The organism is Mesorhizobium huakuii, from assembly GCF_030160235.1.
Taxonomy (GTDB): domain Bacteria; phylum Pseudomonadota; class Alphaproteobacteria; order Rhizobiales; family Rhizobiaceae; genus Mesorhizobium; species Mesorhizobium huakuii.
In genome coordinates this window covers 147,588-167,476 of the sequence record NZ_BSNY01000027.1, presented here as the reverse complement: position 1 = coordinate 167,476, position 19,889 = coordinate 147,588, and the positions used below count along the sequence as shown (strand labels likewise).

Annotated in this window: 19 protein-coding genes; 10 read left to right on the top strand and 9 right to left on the bottom strand. The window is 63.7% G+C overall.

The window, feature by feature from the left end:
• Positions 1-67: 67 nt before the first annotated feature.
• Entirely contained in the window at positions 68-610 is a 543-nt protein-coding gene (locus QQK95_RS14870; protein WP_407660619.1) for a helix-turn-helix domain-containing protein, read from the bottom strand.
• Between the two features lie 225 nt (positions 611-835).
• Here QQK95_RS14870 and QQK95_RS14865 point away from each other — a divergent pair, with 225 nt between their 5' ends.
• On the top strand, positions 836-1,540 hold the full coding sequence (locus tag QQK95_RS14865) for a nitroreductase (protein WP_284273755.1): 705 nt from the start codon (positions 836-838) through the stop codon (positions 1,538-1,540).
• A gap of 25 nt (positions 1,541-1,565) precedes the next feature.
• Here the strand turns inward: QQK95_RS14865 and QQK95_RS14860 are convergent, their stop codons facing one another.
• Together QQK95_RS14860 and QQK95_RS14855 are read right to left on the bottom strand one after the other, a co-directional pair.
• Positions 1,566-3,008, bottom strand: a complete 1,443-nt coding sequence (locus QQK95_RS14860; protein ID WP_284273754.1) for an MFS transporter — start codon at positions 3,006-3,008, stop codon at positions 1,566-1,568.
• Positions 3,009-3,172: 164 nt separating this feature from the next.
• Positions 3,173-4,069: a LysR family transcriptional regulator gene (locus QQK95_RS14855; protein ID WP_284273753.1), complete on the bottom strand. Its 897-nt coding sequence runs from the start codon at positions 4,067-4,069 to the stop codon at positions 3,173-3,175.
• Positions 4,070-4,155: 86 nt separating this feature from the next.
• On the opposite strand from QQK95_RS14855, the gene QQK95_RS14850 reads away from it, so the two are divergent.
• From QQK95_RS14850 to QQK95_RS33490, 3 genes are read left to right on the top strand one after another with little or no spacing between them, the layout of a single operon-like run.
• Entirely contained in the window at positions 4,156-4,668 is a 513-nt protein-coding gene (locus tag QQK95_RS14850) for a DMT family transporter (protein ID WP_284273752.1), read from the top strand.
• Positions 4,665-4,940, top strand: a complete 276-nt coding sequence (locus tag QQK95_RS33495) for a VOC family protein (protein WP_409371688.1) — start codon at positions 4,665-4,667, stop codon at positions 4,938-4,940. Before QQK95_RS14850 ends, QQK95_RS33495 begins: the two co-directional genes overlap by 4 nt.
• Entirely contained in the window at positions 4,883-5,074 is a 192-nt protein-coding gene (locus QQK95_RS33490; RefSeq protein WP_409371690.1) for a VOC family protein, read from the top strand. Before QQK95_RS33495 ends, QQK95_RS33490 begins: the two co-directional genes overlap by 58 nt.
• A 21-nt stretch (positions 5,075-5,095) precedes the next feature.
• On the opposite strand, the gene QQK95_RS14840 is transcribed toward QQK95_RS33490, so the two are convergent.
• Genes QQK95_RS14840 through QQK95_RS14825 form a run of 4 tightly spaced genes read right to left on the bottom strand, consistent with a single transcriptional unit; the run spans position 5,096 to position 10,247 of the window.
• The gene (locus QQK95_RS14840; protein WP_284273749.1) at positions 5,096-5,683 is read right to left on the bottom strand and encodes a sarcosine oxidase subunit gamma; all 588 of its coding nucleotides are present in this window, start codon (positions 5,681-5,683) and stop codon (positions 5,096-5,098) included.
• Complete coding sequence (locus tag QQK95_RS14835) at positions 5,676-8,684, bottom strand: sarcosine oxidase subunit alpha (RefSeq protein WP_284273748.1); 3,009 nt, start codon at positions 8,682-8,684, stop codon at positions 5,676-5,678. Before QQK95_RS14835 ends, QQK95_RS14840 begins: the two co-directional genes overlap by 8 nt.
• Positions 8,681-8,977: a sarcosine oxidase subunit delta gene (locus QQK95_RS14830; RefSeq protein WP_284273746.1), complete on the bottom strand. Its 297-nt coding sequence runs from the start codon at positions 8,975-8,977 to the stop codon at positions 8,681-8,683. The genes QQK95_RS14835 and QQK95_RS14830 overlap by 4 nt, the downstream gene beginning before the upstream one ends.
• A 10-nt stretch (positions 8,978-8,987) precedes the next feature.
• Entirely contained in the window at positions 8,988-10,247 is a 1,260-nt protein-coding gene (locus QQK95_RS14825; protein ID WP_284273744.1) for a sarcosine oxidase subunit beta, read from the bottom strand.
• Positions 10,248-10,431: 184 nt separating this feature from the next.
• On the opposite strand from QQK95_RS14825, the gene QQK95_RS14820 reads away from it, so the two are divergent.
• Positions 10,432-12,921, top strand: coding sequence for a mechanosensitive ion channel family protein (locus QQK95_RS14820; protein WP_284273742.1), 2,490 nt, complete (start codon positions 10,432-10,434; stop codon positions 12,919-12,921).
• 13 nt (positions 12,922-12,934) lie between these two features.
• On the opposite strand, the gene QQK95_RS14815 is transcribed toward QQK95_RS14820, so the two are convergent.
• Together QQK95_RS14815 and QQK95_RS14810 are read right to left on the bottom strand one after the other, a co-directional pair.
• Positions 12,935-13,825, bottom strand: a complete 891-nt coding sequence (locus QQK95_RS14815; RefSeq protein ID WP_284274115.1) for an NAD(P)H-binding protein — start codon at positions 13,823-13,825, stop codon at positions 12,935-12,937.
• 126 nt (positions 13,826-13,951) lie between these two features.
• Positions 13,952-14,773 (bottom strand): AraC family transcriptional regulator, encoded by an 822-nt coding sequence (locus tag QQK95_RS14810; protein ID WP_284273740.1) that lies wholly within the window; start codon positions 14,771-14,773, stop codon positions 13,952-13,954.
• A gap of 215 nt (positions 14,774-14,988) precedes the next feature.
• On the opposite strand from QQK95_RS14810, the gene QQK95_RS14805 reads away from it, so the two are divergent.
• The 5 genes from QQK95_RS14805 to QQK95_RS14785 all read left to right on the top strand — a co-directional run bounded on the left by QQK95_RS14805 (position 14,989) and on the right by QQK95_RS14785 (position 19,819).
• Complete coding sequence (locus QQK95_RS14805) at positions 14,989-15,252, top strand: hypothetical protein (protein ID WP_032930670.1); 264 nt, start codon at positions 14,989-14,991, stop codon at positions 15,250-15,252.
• A gap of 226 nt (positions 15,253-15,478) precedes the next feature.
• Positions 15,479-16,912, top strand: coding sequence for a UbiA family prenyltransferase (locus QQK95_RS14800; RefSeq protein WP_284273737.1), 1,434 nt, complete (start codon positions 15,479-15,481; stop codon positions 16,910-16,912).
• Positions 16,913-16,914: 2 nt separating this feature from the next.
• Positions 16,915-18,264, top strand: a complete 1,350-nt coding sequence (locus QQK95_RS14795; protein ID WP_284273735.1) for an FAD-binding oxidoreductase — start codon at positions 16,915-16,917, stop codon at positions 18,262-18,264.
• 116 nt (positions 18,265-18,380) lie between these two features.
• Positions 18,381-18,815 carry an EamA family transporter gene (locus tag QQK95_RS14790; protein WP_284273733.1) on the top strand — a complete coding sequence of 145 codons (435 nt, stop codon included), beginning with the start codon at positions 18,381-18,383 and terminating at the stop codon, positions 18,813-18,815.
• Positions 18,812-19,819 (top strand): NAD-dependent epimerase/dehydratase family protein, encoded by a 1,008-nt coding sequence (locus tag QQK95_RS14785; protein ID WP_284273730.1) that lies wholly within the window; start codon positions 18,812-18,814, stop codon positions 19,817-19,819. The genes QQK95_RS14790 and QQK95_RS14785 overlap by 4 nt, the downstream gene beginning before the upstream one ends.
• Positions 19,820-19,889 lie beyond the last annotated feature (70 nt).

The window sequence follows — 19,889 nt, the reverse complement described above, 5'->3', positions numbered from 1 at the left end:
CAGAAATGAAGCGCGTTGCGCTTCCATTTTTGTTGTGATGCAAGTCGTTATCCCGGCGACATGCATTTCAATAAACCGGTGGCGAAACCACCCAGATGACAACCGCCGGCTCGGTGCCTGGATTGCGCCAGCGATAGGGCTTGCCTTCGAAGCGGAAGGAATCGCCTTCGCCGAGCCGGTGCCAGATACCAGCTATCTCGATCTCGAAAATACCCGAGGCGAGATAGCCGGCTTCCTCGGTCGGCCGGAGCTGCTCGGTCTTCATCTGCGCGCCCGGCGCGAAGATCGAGCGCACCATTTCGAAGCTACCACCGAGATCGGGTGACAGGAGTTCTTCCACCAGGCCGGATTCGCTGGTGCCAAGCGTGCGGCGCCTGCCGGCGCGCACCACCACGCCGCGCTCGCTTTCGACGGGCACGTCATGGCTGAAGAACAGGCTGATCGGCACGCCGAACAGTTCTGCGAACGCCCTGAGATCACTGAGCGACGGCGTCGACAGGCCGCGTTCGACCTGACTGACCCAGCCGACCGAACGGTCGAGTTTCAGCGCGATTTCGGCGAGCGTCAGCCCGCGTGCCCGGCGCAGCGCGCGGATATCGCTGGCCAGCACGCGTTCGTCAGGTCCCTGCAATGTTCGTGCGGTAGGAGGCGCCAAAACGCTCACTTCATGAAAATTTCAATCCGAATTTCATGAGAAATCAAGCTCATGAAAAAATCAAGTCGATTTTCACCAATGCTCAAGATTTGCTTGCAGGATTTTGACGGTTCATGCAAAGGCTCCGCCGCGAGCGGCGAGTGGGGACGTCCGATCGACACAAAGGCTAAGGGACGGCCCATGTTGGAAAAGAAGGCTCGAATCGCGGATGAGGCCGAGATCGTCGATGAGGCGATCGTGTCGCGCCGTTCGGTGCGCGCATTTTTGCCCGACATGATCGACGACGACACCATCCGCGACATTCTGGCGGTCGCGGCGCGCGCGCCGTCCGGCACCAACATGCAGCCATGGCGTGTCTACGTCACCAAGGGCGAGACCAAGCAACGGATCTCGGATGCCATTCTGAATTCCGGTATCCGCGCCGAAAAGGCCGACTGGGACGAGTATCGTTACTATCCCACCCAGTTCTTCGAACCTTATCTGACGCGGCGACGCGCCAATGGCTTCGGCCTCTATGGCGCGCTCGGCATCGGCCGCCGCGAGGTCGACAAGATGCGTGCCCAGCACGACCGCAACTTCGTCTTCTTCGACGCGCCGGTCGGCATGATCTTCACCATCGACCGCCGGCTCAACCAGGGCTCGTGGATCGACTACGGCATGTTCCTGCAGAACATCATGGTCGCGGCGCGGGGCAGGGGCCTGCATACATGCCCGCAGGCGGCCTTCGCGCCCTACCACCGGCAGATCCGGCCGGTTCTCAACATTCCCGACGAGGAGATTGTCGTGTGCGGCATGGCGCTCGGCTATGAGGACACCTCCAAGCCGGAAAACGCCTTTCGCACCGACCGTGTGCCGCTGGAAGAGTGGGTGACGTTCAGCGAATAGCTGCCAGCTGTGCCAGCGACTTCAGCTATTCCGTGTTCATCTGCATGCCATGGCCGCTGACATGGGCGCCGTCCTGCGGCGTCAGCTTGAGATAGGCAAGCAGCGCGCAGAGCGTGATGACGCCCTCGATCGCGAACAGGATGCGGAAATCATTGGTCGCGGCGGGTCCGCCGCCAGCCAGGAACGACAACATGGCCGCCGCCAGGCCGACGCTGACCGCCACCGCGAGCTGCCAGAGGATGTAGTAAAGCGCGCTGAAGCGAGCGAGCTGATCGGGGGCGATGTCGGAATAGGCGAGGTTTCCGGTCGATGCCCATTGGACGGAACGAAAGACGCCGAACGCAAAGATGTAGCCAAGCACGATCCAGACCGGCGTCGCCGCCTGCATCAAGGCGAAGCCGGCGACCATGGCGGCGACAACAGGCGTGTTGAAGACCAGCACGCGGCGGAAGCCGAACCGGTTGAGGACGCGCGGCATGAAGAAGCGCATGATGACCGAGCCGAGCGCGGCAACGAAGGTCAAAGATCCCGCCTGCACCGCGCTCATGCCGAAGCCGAGCTGGAACATCAGCGGCAGCAGGAAGGCGACCGAGCTGAGGCCGATCGTGTCCAGCCCGCCGCCGGTGAGGAATGAGATACGGAAGGTGCGGATGCGCAGGAGCTTGAGGTCGAGCAGGGGACTGGGCACACGCAGACAGTAGAGCGAGGCAATCGACAGGATGACGATCGCCAGCGCCAGTTCGCCGGCGATCATGCCGCCGCCGGCATCCTTGGCGGCAAGCGAGTCCATGCCGAACACCAGCAGCACCATGCCGCTGCCGACCAGCAGGAAGCCGGGAAAATCGAACCGCGTGCGGACGGGCTTGGTGACCGTCGGGAACAGCGAGGCGGCAAGGACCGCCGCCGCCAAGGCGAACGGCACGTTGATGAAGAAGATCCAGCGCCAGGAAATGTAGGTGGTCAGCGCGCCGCCGACGAGCGGTCCGACCAGCGGTCCGGTCTGGCTGGCGACCGAGATATACATGTTGATCTTCAGCGTCCGGTTGCGCGGGAAGCTCGACAGGATGACGACCTGGCCGAGCGTGCCCATCAGCGCTCCGCCAAATCCCTGCAGCGCGCGAGCGCCGACCAGTGTCCAGATGTTATCAGACAGGCCGCAGAGCGCCGAGGAGGCGGCGAACACCAGCAAGGCAAAGCAGTAGACGTTGCGCAGGCCGAAGCGGTCGGCGGCCCAGCCTCCGAGCGGCATCGAGATGATCAGGCTGGCGACATAGACGGTGATCAACAGGCCGAGCTGGCTCGGCGGGCGGGCGAGGCTTTCGCCGATGCCGGGCAGCGCGGTCACCACGACATTCTGGTCGAGGCTGGTCATGAACACGCCGCAAGCGACCGTCAGCGGCAGCAGGAGCAGGGCTCTGGCCGACACATCGGCGCGATCCGTGGCGCCGGCGGATAGTTCTGCGGTCATGGGGATGTTCGAACCAAACGAATGTGCCGAGTCTGAGACGGGATTTTTATCCCTTGGGCCGATCTGGCGACCACGTTTTGCACCATGGCCGCCGGCGGCGCGATTCTGTAGCGGCAGAACCGGCCGGCATTGAGGCCAGAATGTTCTCCGAGCCGTTTGGTCAATCAACCGTCAAGCAGATGCTGAAGCCGCGACCGCAGCCATTGGTGCGCCGGGTCGCCGTCGCGTCGCCTGTGCCAGATCTGTGTGAACTGGAAGGCCGGAATTTCGAAAGGTGGAGCGAATACGCAAAGCCGGTCGTCCTGTATCGGCAGTATCCGGCTGGCGACCGTAAGCACCAGGTCGGTGCCGGCGATAAGGCGAGGCGCCACACCCCAATGCGGGACGATGAGGGAGAGCCGCCGGTTGTGGCCCAATTCGGCCAGGGCCTTGTCGACCTCGCTCGGACGCTCTGGCCGCAGGTCGACCAGCGCGTGCGGCCGCTCGAGATAGGTGGCGAGATCCATCGTCTTTCTGCCGCCAAGACTTGCCGCATCGGCGAGACAGGCAAAGCGCTCGTCGAACAGCCGATGCGAGCGTACGGACCGATCCAGGCCGGGAAAGACACCAAAGGCAAGATCGATCTCGCCGTCGACGACTTGAGAAACCATCACCTCGCGGCTCGCCTGGCTTACCACGAGGTCGACCTGCGGTGCCTGCGCCCGCATGACCGGCAGCAGGGCCGGCAGGATGACCGCGGCGCCATAGTCCGACATGGCGAGCCGAAACGTTCGGCGCTCCGTCGCCGGGTCGAAGCCAGCCGGCGCCAGAAGATGCCGCATGCGATCGAGCGCCTCGGTGAGCGCGGGGGTGATTTCCATGGCGCGCGCCGTCGGCTCGAGGCCACCTTGCCGCCTGACCAGCAGCGGGTCATCGAGAAGGTGACGTAGCCTGGCTAGGGCATGGCTGATGGCGGGCTGACTCTTGTTCAGTCGGATTGCCGCCCGAGAGACGTGGCGTTCGGCCAGCAAGGCCTCCAGCACGACAAGCAGGTTGAGATCGACACCAGAAAGACTATTCATCTAGTGCATACTATGTGTACGGAAATCGAATTTCCATACGTAAACATGATGATGTAGTCGGCCGTGATCGATATGGAGACGATCTCATGGCCAGAACCTTTTCCTTTCTGATCGTCGCCCTGCTGGCAGGGGCCGCCGTTCCCTTCCAGGCGGGGGCGAACGCCATGCTTGGCCGCCTGCTCGGTCATCCGCTGTGGGCAACCTTCGTTTCACTGGGTGTCAGCGCCGTGCTGATCGTCCCGGTCATGATGGGCTTCAAGCTGCCCGTTCCAGCCGTCGGGATGGCAGTCAAAGGTCCGTGGTGGATCTGGATCGGCGGCGCGGCAGGCGTGGTCTACATCACCGCCGCGCTGCTTCTGGCACCGAAACTCGGGGCTGCGAGCTTCATCGTTGCCGTCATCGCCGGCCAGATGGTCGCGTCGCTGGTCATCGATCATTTCGCCTTGATGGGCTTTGCCCATCGGCCGGTGACTGTCGCTCGTTTCGCCGGACTTGCGCTGATCGTCGGCGGGCTGGTCGTGACGCAATGGGCAAGTACGATTGCACCACCGGCAAACCAACCCGACTTCAATCCCGCCCAAAAAGGAGACAGCAAATGAAACCTCAGCTCGTCCTGCGTGTGGCGCGGCCGACGAACGACCTGGCGGCGGTCATCCGTTTCTACCGGGATGGTCTCGGCCTCCAGGAGCTGTTTCGCTTCAGCGATCACGATGGCTTCGACGGCGTCATGCTCGGGCAGCCCGGCGACGCCTATCATTTCGATTCACCCACGCGCATGGTCACGATGCCGGCAGGGCGCCCACGGCGGACAATCTGGTCGTCTTCTACATCCCGGATCGTGACGCCTGGCAAGCCGCCATCCAGCGCATGAAAAGCCAAGGCTACACCACCGTGCCGTCGTTCAATCCCTATTGGGACACGCAGGGCGTCACCTTCGAGGATTGCGACGGCTATCGCGTCGTATTGCAAAACGCCGACTGGTACGCCGTCGCGCAGCAATCCTAGCTGGCGCCGGGCGAGGTGACCCTACTGCACCTCGTAGCCGACTTCCTCGCTGGCATGGCAGAGCGCCTTCCAGAACGAACGCGCGAAGGAGCGGAAGACATAGATGTCGAACTGGTCGGCGCCCGTGCGTTGGATCTGGGCGAAAACGTCGTGGTGGGCGGTTGAGCGGCCGGCGCCGACCGGGAAGGCCGGCAGCGCGAAGTCGATGGCGAAGAATTTCGCCAGCACCCATTCGGCCTTCGGCCCGGCGATGCGGATGGCGGTGCGGCCGTATGACAGGTCCGTCACCGTGCCGACGGAAGGCGTCACCGCCTTGGCAAAGGAAGCGGCCAGCCCTTCGGCCTCGTCGGCCACGGTGAATTTTCCCGGCGCGAAGCCGAAGACCGACTTCACGCCATCGCTCGAGCCGCCGCCAGCGCCGTCGGGCAGCGCCAGCCCGGTGACGCTGCGGATGGAAGCGATCAGTTTCTTCTCTTCGCCGGGCCACGCCGCGAGCTGCACGATCGAGCCCGGCTTGGTCTCGGTCAGGAGGATCTCGACGCCATGCTCGAAATTGCCATGCGAGCCGACATGAAACTCCGGCTCGAGGGGGGATTGGCGCTCAACCATGCATGCGGGTCCCTTCCGGATCGTAGAAATGGTTGGAGACGATTTCGACCGGTCCGAACCTGTTGCGCAAGGGATCGGAGACATGGGCACGGGTGCCGTGCCTCGCCTTGCCGCCCTCGACCAGTGCCAGCGCGATGTGCTTGCCGAGTGCCGGCGAATAGCAGCAGGCGGTGATGTGACCGATCGAGCCTTGCGGATTGGCCTCGTCCAATGCCTCGACTATGTGCGCGCCGCCATTGAGCGGCCGGTTGTCGAGCGCGATCAGGCCGACCAGTTCCAGGCGGTCGGATGCGATCAGGCCTTCGCGGTCCATCATGGCCGAGCCGATGAACGGCTTCTTCTTCGACAGCATCCAGTCGAGATGCAGGTCACGCGCCGTGGTGCGGCCATCGATCTCGGCGCCGGTGACATGGCCCTTCTCGATGCGCATCGTACCCAGCGCCTCGAGTCCGTAGGTGACCAGCCCGAACGGCTTGCCGGCTTCGATCAGCGCTTCCCAGACATGGGTGCCGTGACCGGCGCCGGAATAGACCTCGAAGGCCATTTCTCCCGAGAAGGAAAGCCGGCAAATCATCACCGGCACGCCTGCTATCTGACCATGGACGATGCCCATGAAGGGCAGTGTCGCATTGTCGACTGCGGTGCCGGTGACGCAGGCGGCGAGGATCTGCCTGGCTTTCGGCCCGCCGATCGCGGCACCCGCCCATTCGTCGGTCACCGAGGTGACGTGGACCTTGAGGTCCGGCCAGATCACGTCGAGGAAATATTCGAGATGCTGCATCACCTTGCCGGCATTCGCCGTCGTGGTGGTCATCAGGAAATCCTGTTCGCCGAGCCGCCAGGTGGTGCCGTCGTCGAAGGCGAAACCGTCCTCGCGCAGCATCAGCCCATAACGCGCCTTGCCGACGGCGAGCGTCGAAAACATGTTGGTGTAGACGCGGTCGAGGAACGCGGCGGCGTCAGGACCTTGCACGGCGATCTTGCCCAGCGTCGAGACATCGACGATGCCGGCACTTTCGCGCGTCGCCTTGGCTTCGCGCACATAGGCCTGTTCGATTGTTTCACCTGAAAGCCCGTAGATCATCGGCCGATACCAGAGGCCGGCGGAATACATGGTCGCGCCGTTGGCGACATGCCAGTCATGCATCGGCGTCAGCCGCTCCGGCTTCAGGTCGCCAAAGCGTTCCGCCGCCAGCGAGCCGATCGATACCGGCGCGAAGGGCGGCCGGAAGCGAGTCGTGCCGACTTCCGGGATCGGCTTGCCCAGCGCCTCCGCCATGATGGCGAGGCCGGGAACATTGGAGCTCTTGCCCTGATCGGTCGCCATGCCGAGCGTGGTATAGCGCTTCAGGTGCTCGACCGAGACGAAGCCCTCGCGATGCGCCAGGCGCACGTCTTCGGCCGTCACGTCGTGCTGGAAATCGACGAAGCTCTTGCCCTTGGCCCTGATCTCGAAGACGGGCGCAGGATCGGGGTCGCCAGGCACCGCCTCGACCGTGGGCAATGCCGCCGGCGTGCTCGTTCCACCGGCCGCTGCAAGGCCGGCGGCACGGCCTTCGGCGATCGCCTCGGCCGTGGAAAAACTGCCGGTAAAAGCGCCGGCGCCAATCCAATGCTGTGTTGGCCATTGCTGCATCGGCTTCGGCGGCAGGAAAGCCTGGCGTGCGGCATTCCATTCCGCCTTGGCGCCGGCCTGGCTGGCCAGATGGATGGTCGGCGACCAGCCACCCGACATCAGCAGGCAGTCGGCATGGATGCTTCGTTCATCGCCGGTGAGCGCGCCGGTGACCATGTCGAAACGCTGGACCTTGATGCCGGACAGCGCCTTGCCGCCCTCGGTGGCGACGACGGCATGGCCGGCAAAGATCTCGGCCTCGGCTTCCGTGGCCAGCTTGCGCATCTCTGGCGAAAGCTCGGACCTGACGTCGGCGATGGCGACGATCGCCGCGCCGGCCTTCTTCAGGGCAATTGCCGCGCGATAGGCGCTGTCATTGTTGGTGAACAGCGCGATCCGCTCGCCCGGCAGCACGCCGAACTCGTTGGCATAACGCTCGGCGGCATGGGCCAGCATGACGCCCGGCCTGTCATTGCCCGGGAAGACCAGAGGGCGTTCGAAGGCGCCGGTGGCCAGCACCACCAATCTGGCACGGATCGCCCAGTAGCGATGGCGCGGCTCGCCCCTGGCGGGTTGCTCCTTGTGATCGCTGACCCGTTCGAGCGCGGCGAGGGTGTTGTTGTCGTAATAGCCCCACACCGTGGCGCGCGGCAGAAGCCGGACATTGTCGCGGCCTTCGAGTTGGGTGACGGTGCGACGCGCCCATTCGGCGGCCGGCGCGCCGTCGATGGTTTCAGCCGACCAGTTGGTCGAGCCGCCAAAGCGCGGTTCGAGATCGGCCAGCATGACGCGTGCCCCTTGATCGGCCGCCGCCTTGGCGGCCATCAGGCCGGCGGGGCCGGAGCCGACCACCAGCACGTCGCAAAAGGCGTTCATTCGCTCGTAGCGGGCAGGATCCTTCGCCGATCCGGCGCTGCCGAGACCAGCGGCGCGGCGGATGAAGTGCTCACAGAACATCCAGAAGCGCGTGCCTTTCAGCGGACCGATCACCGGTCCCATGAAGGTCTTGTAGTAGAAGCCGGCCGACAGGATCTTGCCGCCAAGCTGGTTGACGGCATGGACGTCCCAGGCGAGCGAGGGAAAGCGGTTCTGGCTGACGGCAACCAGCCCATCATGGATCTCGACCATGGTCGCGGGGATGTTGGGCTCGCGCACCTCGCCCTTCAGCACCGTCACCAGCGCATTGGGTTCCTCCACGCCGGCAGTCAGCAGGCCGCGCGGGCGGTGGTATTTGAACGAGCGGCCGAAAAGTGTGACGCCCTTGGCCAGCAGGGCGGAGGCCAGCGTGTCGCCAGCATGGCCGGTATAGGCAACGCCGTCGAAAGTGAAGCGGATCGTCTTCAGCCGGTCGATGCGGCCGCCGGTGTCGGTGCGGCGCGGGCTCATGCCTTGTCCTCCGCCTTGTGGCGCGCGCTCGAGCCATGATCGCCGCGCACGAAGGCGACGCTCGAAATCTCATGCGTCAGCGTGTTGCGCACGACGCGCAGATGCGCGCGGCAACCGCCGGAATGCTGCCAGATCTCATTGTGGTCGCCGGCCGGGTTCAGCCGGTCATAGACATAGGCGTTCCAGGCTTCGAAATTCTGCGAAGCCGGGTCGGGACGCTCGCGGTTGCCATCACCCTGATAGGTGAATTCGATGACGTCGCGCGGGCCGCAATAGGGGCAAGTGATCAGCACAGGATGTTTCCTAATGAAGCCGCGGGTTCGCGCCCTGGCCCTTGTCGTCGATGACGAGGCCGCGGTGGAAGCGGTCGAGTGTGAACGGCGCGTTGAAGTCGTGCGGTTCATCCTTGGCAATGGTCCAGGCAAAGGTCCAGCCGGAGGCCGGCGTCGCCTTGAAGCCGCCATAGCACCAGCCGCAGTTGAGATACATGCCGGGCAGGGGACCGGTGGTGATGATCGGCGAACCGTCCATCGACATGTCGCACACACCGCCCCAGGAGCGCAGCATGCGCACGCGCGCAAGGCCCGGAAACAGCGCCAGCATCTCGCTCATCACCTCGTCGACGATGGGCAGGTTGCCGCGCTGCGCGTAGCTGTTGTAGCCGTCGATATCACCGCCATAGACGAGGCCGCCCTTGTCGGACTGCGACATGTAGAAATGCCCCATGCCGAAGGTCACGACCGTGTCGATGAAGGGCTTTAGCGATTCGGTCACGAAGGCCTGCAGCACATGGCTCTCGATGGGCATCGTCTCGACGCCGGCCAACTGCATGACGCGCCCGGTGCTGCCGGCCACCGCGACCGCCACTTTCTTGGCCCTGATGTCGCCGCGCGACGTGGTGACGCCGGTGACGCGGTCGCCATCGCGCAGGAAGCCGGTGACCTCGCAATTCTCGATGATGTCGACGCCGCGGCGGTCGGCGCCGCGCGCATAGCCCCAGGCCACGGCATCGTGGCGGGCGGTGCCGGCGCGCCGCTGCATCAGGCCGCCAACCACCGGAAAACGTGCGTCGCCGGAGATATCTAGCGCCGGGATCAGGCGCTTGATCTGCGCCGGCGTCATCAGCTCGGCATCGACGCCGAGATGGCGCATGGCGTTGCCGCGCCTTGCATAATCGTCGAACTGGGCCGGCGTGTGCGCCAGGTTCAGGCAGCCGCGCTGCGAGAACATGACGTTGTAGTTGAGCTCGTGCGACAGGCCCTCCCACATCTTCATCGAATGTTCGTAGAAACGGGTATTGGCGGGCAGCAGATAGTTCGAGCGCACGGCCGTGGTGTTGCGGCCGACATTGCCGGAGCCGAGCCAGCCTTTTTCCAGCACGGCGACATTGGTAATGCCGTGCTCTTTCGCCAGATAATAGGCGGTCGCCAGCCCGTGGCCGCCGCCACCAATGACGATGACGTCATAGGAAGCCTTCGGGTCCGGCTTGCGCCAGGCCGGCTTCCAGTCCTTGTTTCCCTTGAGCGCGTTCGCGAGCAGCGAAAAGGCCGAGTACTCTGCCATTGATGTCATCCGGTTCGGGCGATGCGGCAGACTATAGAGCAGGCCGCATCCGCAAAGCCAATATTGCGCCATGGCCTTTCGACTGGCCGACGCCGCGATGCGACGGCTTGCCCCACGATATGGCCGTCTTTATCAAGGACAGGCTTTTTGAATGCCTTTGCCGCGTGTGAGTCGCCAACAAATCATGCTTTTGAGATTGCTTCGCCTCGTTTTGGTTTTCACGCTGGTCATTTCGGCGTCGCCTTCGTTCGAGGCGATGGCGCAGGCGCTTGGCCAGGGCTCCATCGGCCTGATCACCGATCAGCAGAAGGTCATCCAGGGCCTGACGGCGAAGACCGACGATCTGGAGAAGAAAATACAGCAGGACGGTGAGGACGATGCCTCGCTGGTGGATATCCGTCTGCAGCTGGAGGATCTGTCGCGGGCGGCACTGACCAGTGCGCTGGTGTTCCGTTCGCGCCTCACCGAGATCAACAATCGCATCGAGGTGCTGGGTCCACCGCCTGCGGCGGGCCAGCCGCAGGAGCCCGACATCGTGACCGGCGAGCGCCAGGCGCTGGCATCGGAAAAGGCCGAGATCAACGCGGTGGTCGCCAGCGCGCAGAACCTGTCGATCCGCATCAGCGGGCTGATCGACAAGATCGGCAACATGCGCAGCGCGCTGTTCCGCAACCTTCTGACCAAGCGCTACGTGCTGTCCGACGCGCTGAGCCCACAGGTTTTCTCCGACGCCCAGGAGGAATACGCCAACTTTTACAAGGCGGTGTCGTCCTGGCTGAGTTTCGCTTTCAAGTTCAAGTTCCAGCCCATCCTGGCGGCGACCTTCGTGGCGCTCGGCCTGGCGCTGGTGCTGCTGGTCGGCGGCCGGCGGCTGTTCGGGCGGGTGTTCGAAGCCGATCCCGCCAATGAGGACCCGTCCTATCTCAGCCGTCTGTCGGTGGCCTTCTGGTCGACCTTGCTGCCGACACTGGCGGTCGGCGCCTTCCTTGGCTCGACCATCTTCTTTTTCAACTATTACAATGTGTTGCGCGGCGACATAGGCCTGTTCCTCAATGCGCTGGCAACCGCCATCGGCGTTATCTTCTGCGTCAACCGGCTGACCAATGCGGCGCTTGAGCCGCGGCTGCCGAACTGGCGCCTCATACCGGTAGAAACCGGGCCGGCGCGCTGGCTGGTGCGCCTGTCCACCGCCATGGCGGTCGTCATCAGCGTCAACACCTTCCTGTCTGTCGTCAACGACAAGATGGGCTCGCCGCTGTCGCTGACCATCGCGCGCAGTTTCGTCGCCACCATTGTCGTCGGCATCATCCTGATCCTGATGGCGATGCTGCGGCCGTTCCGGGCACGCGACGGAAGCTGGCGGCCGTGGCCGGCATGGCTGCGCTATCTGGCGCTGGCGCTTGGCTTGTTCACCATCATCGCCGCCCTGCTTGGCTATATCGGCCTTGCCCTTTTCGTCTCGCTGCAGGTCGTGGTCACCGGCACGGTGTTGATCACCGCCTATATCGGCTTCCTGTCGGCGCAGGCGATCGGCGAGGAGGGGGCGTTCGCCAACACCACTGTCGGGCGCTGGCTGTCGACCCATTCCAGCTACGAGGACACGGCGCTCGACCAACTCGGCCTCGTCGTCAGTGTTGCCATCAACCTGTTGATCGTGCTGGTTTTCCTGCCGCTTATCCTGCTGATGTGGGGGTTCCAGCCCGGCGACATCCAGGCCTGGGCCTACAAGCTGGCGACAGGGATCAATATCGGTTCGGTGACGATTTCGGTCACGGGCATCCTCTCCGGCATCGTCGTCTTCGTCATCGGCTATTTCCTGACGCGATGGTTCCAGGGCTGGCTCGACGGCTCCGTCATGGCGCGCGGCAAGGTCGATACCGGCGTGCGCAACTCGATCCGGCTGGCGGTCGGCTATGCCGGCGTCGCCCTTGCCGGGCTGGTCGGCATATCGGCCGCGGGCATCGACCTCTCCAGCCTGGCGCTGGTCGCCGGTGCGCTTTCCCTCGGTATCGGTTTCGGCCTGCAGAATGTCGTGTCGAATTTCGTCTCCGGCCTGATCCTTTTGGCCGAGCGGCCGTTCAAGGTCGGCGACTGGATCGTCGCCGGCGACGTCAGCGGTACGGTCAAGAAGATCAGCGTGCGCGCCACCGAGATCGAGACCTTCCAGCGGCAGTCGGTGATCCTGCCCAACTCAAACCTGATCAACAACGCCGTCGGCAACTGGACGCACCGCAACAAGCTCGGCCGTGTCGAGATCAGGGTCGGCGTCGCTTATGGCAGCGACGTCAAGCAGGTGCATGCCATCCTGCTGGAAATCGCGCGCAGCCATCCGATGGTGCTTAAGAACCCCGAGCCCTTCGTGCTGTTTTCCAATTTCGGCGCGGCCGCGCTGGAGTTCGAAATCCGCGTGTTCCTGGCCGATATCATGAACGGCAGCGTCGTGCAGAACGACATTCGTTTTGCCGTGCTGGAGAAATTCACCGATCAGCATATCGAGATCCCGTCGACTCCGCGCGCTGTCGTAGAGGTGAACAAGCCCAAGGCCTGGCCAACCGACGACGACAAGATCGAGGCCGACTTCGTCGAACAGGAACAGGCGAAGGTGGAAGCCGCGGCGGAAGCGAAACGGGCCGCCAAATCGGGACGCAAGCCGCGCAAGCCGGATCCCGGCTAGGGGCCGGTTGCCGTCAGCTTCTCGCGAGCAACGCCGCCAGCGCCGTGCGAAGGTCGGTATCGCCGCGCCTGACTTCGCCGACGCCGTGCTCGACATCGATGCGGCCGGCATTGTGGGCGTCGAACATCGCGGCGACCAGTTCTGCATAGCTCGTGCTGATGCCGCCGCCGACGAGGGCGGGTACCCAGTCCTGCCTCGGCAGCTCTCGGGCGACGATCTCGCGGCCGGCGATCTCGCCAAGCGTTCGCGCCACATCGGCCGCGCTGTAGCGGTTCGGCCCTTCGGCGTGGACCACGCGCAGCGCATCGCGGCTGCTCGAGAGGAGGAGATCCGCTGCCATCAGCCCGACATCGCCGGCCGACACTGTCGGGAAGGACTTTGTCACGGGATGGTGCAGGCTCGGGAGCACGCCAGTCTCGGTTGCCCGGCCGACCAGGCGGCTCCAATTCTGCATGTGCTCGGCGGAACGCAGCACCGTCAGCGCCGCCGGTACCGACACCAGCTGCGACTCAAGATGGTGAAAGGTGAGCGTTATGCCGGTGCCAGCGGCAAGCTGGGCGCCATAGTCCGAGATTGCCAGGATACTTTCCGGTCTGACTTGATCGAGTGCGTCGACGATGGACCGGATAGTGGCTTCCATCTCAGCCGACGCATCGTCGGCGCGGACGCCGGTTGGACAGATGACCTGCACGGCGGTAGCGTCCTTTGTTGCCCGCGCCAATGCCGGCGTATCGCGCAGATCGGCAATCTCCGCCTCGCAACCGAGCGCACGGAACTCCTCTGCGTGCGACGGGTTTCGCACCACGGCCCTGACCGGAACGTGATGCCTGCGGAGCGCACCAATCGTTGCCCGTCCAATCTTTCCTGCCGCGCCCAACACAACAAACATGCCGGTATCCTTCATCCTCACCAGTGGGACGCCAGGAATGCCGAATGGGCGGGCTTGGGTCGCTCAAATTTGGATGGCGGAGCGCAAGAACGGACGATCGGCTTCAAAAGCCGAAACACAGCGAGATCGCCGGACCGCAGTTTACCGCTGCATGCGGATCAGCGCGGCCGGCGTGAAGCCGAGGATGCGCTTCATGCTTTGCGCCATGTGGCTCTGATGAGAAAAGCCCGCTTCCAGCGCGATCTGGCTGAGCGGCATTTTCCCTTGATGCAGCAAGGCCCTGGCCCGTTCGACCCGGCGATGGATGACATATTGGTGGGCAGGCATGCCGAAAGTGCGACGAAACAGCACTTTCAGATGCGAGACGCTTATGGCTGCCACTTGCGCCATCTCATCCAGCGAAAGATCCTGGTCGAGATTGGCTTCGATGAAATCGGTCAGCCTGCGCTTCTGGCCGAAGGAAAGCATCTGCCTGGCGGGAGCTTCCGGTTTCGACGCAGCGCCCTGGATGATCTGGACGGCCAGCGCCTTGGCCAGGCTTTCGAAATACAGCCGGTCGGATGGCATGTCCGGGTTCAGACCGGTCGCCAGCGCATGGGCGATGTGTTCGATCCTGGCATCGCGGCGCTGGAACTGCGGATTGACGACAACCCTGTCCGGATCGATATCGAGGTCCTCGGCAGCGCGCCGAACCAGCGCAGGACTGACCCACAGCCGCAGGATGGTGCAGTCGGCGTCATCCTTCCAGTCGCCATCGAGCCCGGCGGGCACGATATCGATGTCGCCGTCCGACTGGACCCGGCGGTGATGTTTTCCATCGCAATGGCACGAGGCGTTGACCGGCGCCCCGACGTGGATCCCAAGCCGATGGTTGATGGATGCCGGTACATAGTGGGTCAGCCCCGCGGTAATCCTTCGCGACTCAACCCCAACGCCGATCGTTTCCAGCCAGTTGTCGTGCATGGTCTCTTTGCCGCGTTGCCGCCTTCGGCATCATATCGTGCCGGTCGGCGAAATTAACAGGGTCGGACGTATGCCTGCTGACACGCCAAAACCAATTGCGGCATGAATGCGGCATTCAGTTGCGGTTCAGCTTCCATCTCATATAAGCTCCCATGCAAAGGGCGAAAATGCCTTGCGAAATGCAACAGAGGCGGTGGGAACACCGATATTGCAACATGTGGAAGTCTCTCGTCGCTGCCGTGGCCTTGCTTGCCGTGAGCGGCTCGGCTCATGCCGCCAGCGCGGTCAACAAGGACGCCGAGACCCGCACGCTGGTCGTGACGGAAGGCGGCAGCAAGACCGACCTTGCGCTGGCCGGAGGTGAAACCGTCGAATTCTGCCAGAACGGCTGCTTCGTCACCTTGCCGAATGGTGACCTTGAAGCCCTGACCGGCTCGGAAACCGTCGAAATCTCGGGCGGCGTCGCCCGCATCAAGTAACCCAGGCGGCATGATTGGAAAGGCCGGGCATTTGCTCGGCCTTTTATCGTTTCTGGTGGCGGTTGTTTAACAATGACGCCGGAAATACCGCCGCGGCAGCCGCCTGCAACCAGGCGTTTTAACGTTCGCTACGCCATCCCCCGCTATACCAGCGCCAAGACGCCGAAAAGCGGCGCGCAACGGGATTCCGGCTTTCCGGATCATACGCTGGCAGGGCAGGACGGGCATGGATGCGCGGTCGGACAGGAACGCAATACCGCTTGCGGTCGATCTCGACGGCACGCTGATCGCGACCGACCTGTTGTGGGAAGGCTTGTTCCTCCTCCTCAAGAAGAACCCGCTCTATGTCTTCCTGGTGCCGTTCTGGGCCGCCGGCGGGCCTGCGCGGCTGAAGCAGGCGATCGCACAACGCATCGATATCGATCCCGCGACGCTGCCCTATCGCGGGCCGCTGCTCGACCGGCTGCGCGCCGAGCACGCTGAAGGCCGCAAGATCGTGCTGGCGACCGGCACGCCGCGCAAATTCGCCGAGGCCATTGCCTGTCATCTCGGCATTTTCGACCGGGTGCTGGCAACCGATGGCCTCGACAATCTCACCTCCGGCAAGAAGCGCACCGCGCTGATATCGGCCTATGGCGATGGCGGCTTCGATTATGCCGGCAACAGCCGCCATGATCTCCAGGTCTTCGACGCCGCGCGCAATGCAATCGTCGTGGCGCCCGACCGCCATGCCGCGCGCTGGCAGGCAGCGCATGGCGCCGAAACCATGCCGGCGCCGAAGCCGACCTTGCGGACCATCATCAAGATGCTGCGCGTGCATCAGTGGCTGAAGAACTCGCTGATCGCCGTGCCGATGGTGCTGTCGCACGAATATTTCAACACCAACATGATCTGGGAGTGCCTCCTGGCGTTCGTCTCGTTCAGCGCGGTGGCGTCGGCGATCTACATCCTCAACGATTTCTTCGATCTGGCGCTCGACCGCAAGCACGTCACCAAGCGCAACAGGCCGTTTGCCAGCGGCGCGCTGTCGATCCCGTTCGGCCTCGGCGCGATCGCGGTGCTGCTGGCCATCGGCGTTGGTACCGGGCTGTTCCTGCCGCCTGAATTCCTGGCGGCGCTCGGCGGCTACATGGTCGTCACCACGGCCTATTCGCTGTCCTTCAAGCGCATGCTGCTGGTCGATGTGCTGACGCTTGCCGGCCTCTACTCGATCCGCGTGATCGCGGGCGCGGCCGCCACCGGCGTCGACGTCTCGTTCTGGCTGCTCGCCTTCTCGATCTTCTTCTTCCTGTCGCTGGCGCTGGTGAAGCGCTTCGTCGAACTGCGCACAACCGCCATTCCGCCCGGCGAACGCATTGCCGGGCGCGGTTATCGCACGGAAGACCAGGAGATCGTCGCCCAGGCCGGCATGGCCTCCGCCTTCTCCTCGGCGCTGGTGCTGGCGCTCTACATGGACAGTGTCGCGGTGCGCGAGCTTTACCCACATCCGTGGCTGATCTGGCCGCTGCCGCCGATCGTGCTTTACCTCACCATGCGCGTCTGGATCCTGGCGCGCCGCGACGAGATGAATGACGACCCGGTCGTCTTCATCATCCGTGACTGGCGCAGCCAGATCGTGGTGCTGATCGGCGCCGTGCTGCTGGTCATCGGAGGCTGGTAGGCATGGCCGAACGTTTTCGGAGCTTTGGCCTTGCCACGCCGCCGGCGCCACGAGCGATCCGCGCCGACGATGCCATCGCGCTGCTCAGGGGTGGCCAGGCGAAGGAAGCTTCGCTGCTCGCCTATGGCAATGGCCGCTCCTATGGCGATTCCTGCCAGAACCGGGCCGGCGCGGTCGTCGATATGCGGGCACTGAACCATATCCGCGCCTTCAACGCCGAGAGCGGCGTGCTCGAAGCGGATGCCGGTGTGCTGCTGTCCGATATCATCGCGCACGCCGCACCTTACGGTTTCTTCCCGGCGGTGGTTCCGGGCACGCAATTCGTCACGCTCGGCGGCGCCATCGCCAATGACGTGCACGGCAAGAACCATCACCGGCGCGGCACGTTCGGCTGCCACGTCGAAAGCTTCACGCTGCTGCGGTCCGATGGAAAGACCTATCGCTGCTCGGCATCAGACAATCCGCGCCTGTTTGCGGCCACCATCGGTGGCATGGGCCTGACCGGCCTGATGCTGTCGGCCTCGATCCGGCTGATGCGGGTGCCTTCGCTCGACATCGTCGAGAAGACGACGCCGTTCCGCAACCTGGGCGAATTCTTCGATCTGGCGGCAGCGGCGGACCAGGCCAACGAATATGCGGTCGCCTGGATCGATCAGCTCGCCGGCGGCCGCAACAGCGGGCGCGGACTGCTGTTTACCGGCAACCATGCCGAGCATGGCTCGCATGCGGCCTCGCGCGCTGGCGGCAATCTTTCCGTGCCGTTCCAGCTGCCTTTCAATGTGCTCAATCGGCCGTTCCTGACCGCTTTCAACGCCGCCTACCGGTGGAAGAAAGGTCGCGCGACCGCGCCGCGCCAGACCGGCTACCACAGTTTCTTCTTCCCGCTTGACGGTGTGCGCGACTGGAACCGGCTTTATGGCCCCAAGGGGCTGTTCCAGCACCAGAGCGTGGTACCGGAAGAGGCCGCGCGTTCCGTCGTGCCGGAATTGCTCGCGGCGGCCCGACGAGCTGGGCAGGGGTCCTTCCTCACCGTGCTGAAGCGCTTCGGTTCGATCCGCTCGCCGGCGCTGCTGTCGTTCCCCAGGCCGGGTTACACGCTGACGCTGGACTTTCCCAATAAGGGAACGGCGACGCTTGCCCTGCTTGGCGAACTCGACCGCATCACGGTCGCGGCCGGAGGGGCGGTCAATCCCTACAAGGATGCGCGCATGGGCGCGGCGATCTTTGCTGCTTCCTTCGCGGACTGGCCGAGGCTGGAAGCGCTGCGCGACCCTGCCTTCATGTCCGATTTCTGGGCGCGCACGGCTGGCGGCATCGACCTGCGGCGGCACGGCGCGGAGGCCGCCGAATAGATAAAAATGGAATGAATCGTGGTTAGCGAATAGTTGATGCCAAGGTTTACTCAAAACAGTCTTGTGAGTTCACGAAATCTTTTCGGATTTGTATTACAGGAATTCACGGGGTGGGCATGAAATATATCGTCTTCATTCTCTTTACGGTCATGACCAATGCCGCCGCGCAGCTCATGCTGAAGCAGGGCATGATGTCGCTTGGGCCCATCTCGTTCGAGGGCGTAAATCCGCTCATCAAGCTGCTGCAGATCGTCTTCAGCCCGTGGGTCTTCCTCGGGCTCTGCACCTTCGTGATTTCCATGGCCTCGCACCTCTATGTGCTGTCCAAGGTCGAGCTTTCCTTCGCCTATCCCTTCCTCAGCCTTGCCTATGTCGCCGTCGCCATCTTCGCCTATTTCGTCTTCCGCGAGGACCTGAATGGCTGGCGCATCGCCGGCATCGCCTTCATCTGCGTCGGCACGGTGCTGATCGCGCAAAGCGGGCGGGGACATGAGGACCAGACCGCTTCCATCGCGCCCGACAAGATCCCTGTAAACGAGACCGTTCGATGAGACATGTGATTTTCGGCGGTGACGGCTTCGTCGGTCGCCACCTTGCCCTGAAGCTTGTGGCCGATGGCGAAGAGGTCGTCGTCGCCGACATCGCCAGGAACGACCTTGCGCACTACCGCAATGTCCGGTTCGTCCAATGCGACGTCACCGATCCGGCTTCGGTCGCCGCCGTCGGGCTGAAGGCCGACGACATGGTCTACAATCTGTCGGCCAAGATGCTGTCGCCGATCCAAGTGCGGGCCAAGCGGCACGACTTCTTCTTTCCAGTGAATTTCCACGGCACCGAGCACATCGTGCAGGCCATGGACAAGGCCGGTGCGTCAAGGCTCGTCCACTACACGACCGACATGATCTACGGCCACACTGTCACCCAGCCGATGACCGAGGAGCATCCGGTCGCACCGCTCGGCGAATATGGCTGGTCGAAGCAGAAGACCGAGGAACTCTGCGCCGAATGGCGCAAGCGCGGTATGTCGATCTCGCTGTTTCGGCCGCGCCTGATCATCGGTCCCGGCCGGCTCGGCATCCTCGAAAAGCTGTTCAAGTTGATAGACTGGAACCTTCCAGTGCCGATGATTGGCTCGGGCAGGAATCCCTATCAGTTCATTTCTGTTTTCGATTGCGCGGAAGCTGCTCGCGCCGCCTGGAAGGCCGGCGTGCCCAACGAGGCCTATAATCTGGGTTCCCTCAACCCGCCGCCGGTGAAGAAATTGCTCGGCGACCTGATCCGCCATGCCGGCTCGAAGTCGATCCTGCTGCCGACGCCCGGCTGGGCGGTCAAGCGCACGCTAGACCTGCTCGACCTCTTGAACATGCCGATCATGGATCCGGAACAGTATCTGATCGCCGACGAGGAATGCGTGCTCGACGTGTCCAAGGCCGAGCGTCAACTCGGCTGGGTGCCGCAATATCGCGACGAGGACATGCTGATCGCCGCCTATAGCGAATACCGCGCCAAGAAGGCCGGGCCTGCCGTCGCCACCAAACATGTGCCCGCCGAGTAGCGGTCCCGCCAAACAGTTTTGGCGCACGACGCTGGTCGTAGCGCGGACAGGAGATTGAAATGACCGTCAT

Coding starts and splice junctions, on each gene's coding strand:
- QQK95_RS14785 (WP_284273730.1), top strand. CDS start 18,812: ATGAGACATGTGATTTTCGGCGGTGACGGCTTCGTCGGTCGCCACCTT.
- QQK95_RS33495 (WP_409371688.1), top strand. CDS start 4,665: ATGAAACCTCAGCTCGTCCTGCGTGTGGCGCGGCCGACGAACGACCTG.
- QQK95_RS14850 (WP_284273752.1), top strand. CDS start 4,156: ATGGCCAGAACCTTTTCCTTTCTGATCGTCGCCCTGCTGGCAGGGGCC.
- QQK95_RS14855 (WP_284273753.1), bottom strand. CDS start 4,069: ATGAATAGTCTTTCTGGTGTCGATCTCAACCTGCTTGTCGTGCTGGAG.
- QQK95_RS14825 (WP_284273744.1), bottom strand. CDS start 10,247: ATGGCAGAGTACTCGGCCTTTTCGCTGCTCGCGAACGCGCTCAAGGGA.
- QQK95_RS14860 (WP_284273754.1), bottom strand. CDS start 3,008: ATGACCGCAGAACTATCCGCCGGCGCCACGGATCGCGCCGATGTGTCG.
- QQK95_RS14795 (WP_284273735.1), top strand. CDS start 16,915: ATGGCCGAACGTTTTCGGAGCTTTGGCCTTGCCACGCCGCCGGCGCCA.
- QQK95_RS14820 (WP_284273742.1), top strand. CDS start 10,432: ATGCTTTTGAGATTGCTTCGCCTCGTTTTGGTTTTCACGCTGGTCATT.
- QQK95_RS14815 (WP_284274115.1), bottom strand. CDS start 13,825: ATGAAGGATACCGGCATGTTTGTTGTGTTGGGCGCGGCAGGAAAGATT.
- QQK95_RS14840 (WP_284273749.1), bottom strand. CDS start 5,683: ATGGTTGAGCGCCAATCCCCCCTCGAGCCGGAGTTTCATGTCGGCTCG.
- QQK95_RS14805 (WP_032930670.1), top strand. CDS start 14,989: ATGTGGAAGTCTCTCGTCGCTGCCGTGGCCTTGCTTGCCGTGAGCGGC.
- QQK95_RS14810 (WP_284273740.1), bottom strand. CDS start 14,773: ATGCACGACAACTGGCTGGAAACGATCGGCGTTGGGGTTGAGTCGCGA.
- QQK95_RS14800 (WP_284273737.1), top strand. CDS start 15,479: ATGGATGCGCGGTCGGACAGGAACGCAATACCGCTTGCGGTCGATCTC.
- QQK95_RS14835 (WP_284273748.1), bottom strand. CDS start 8,684: ATGAGCCCGCGCCGCACCGACACCGGCGGCCGCATCGACCGGCTGAAG.
- QQK95_RS14790 (WP_284273733.1), top strand. CDS start 18,381: ATGAAATATATCGTCTTCATTCTCTTTACGGTCATGACCAATGCCGCC.
- QQK95_RS14865 (WP_284273755.1), top strand. CDS start 836: ATGTTGGAAAAGAAGGCTCGAATCGCGGATGAGGCCGAGATCGTCGAT.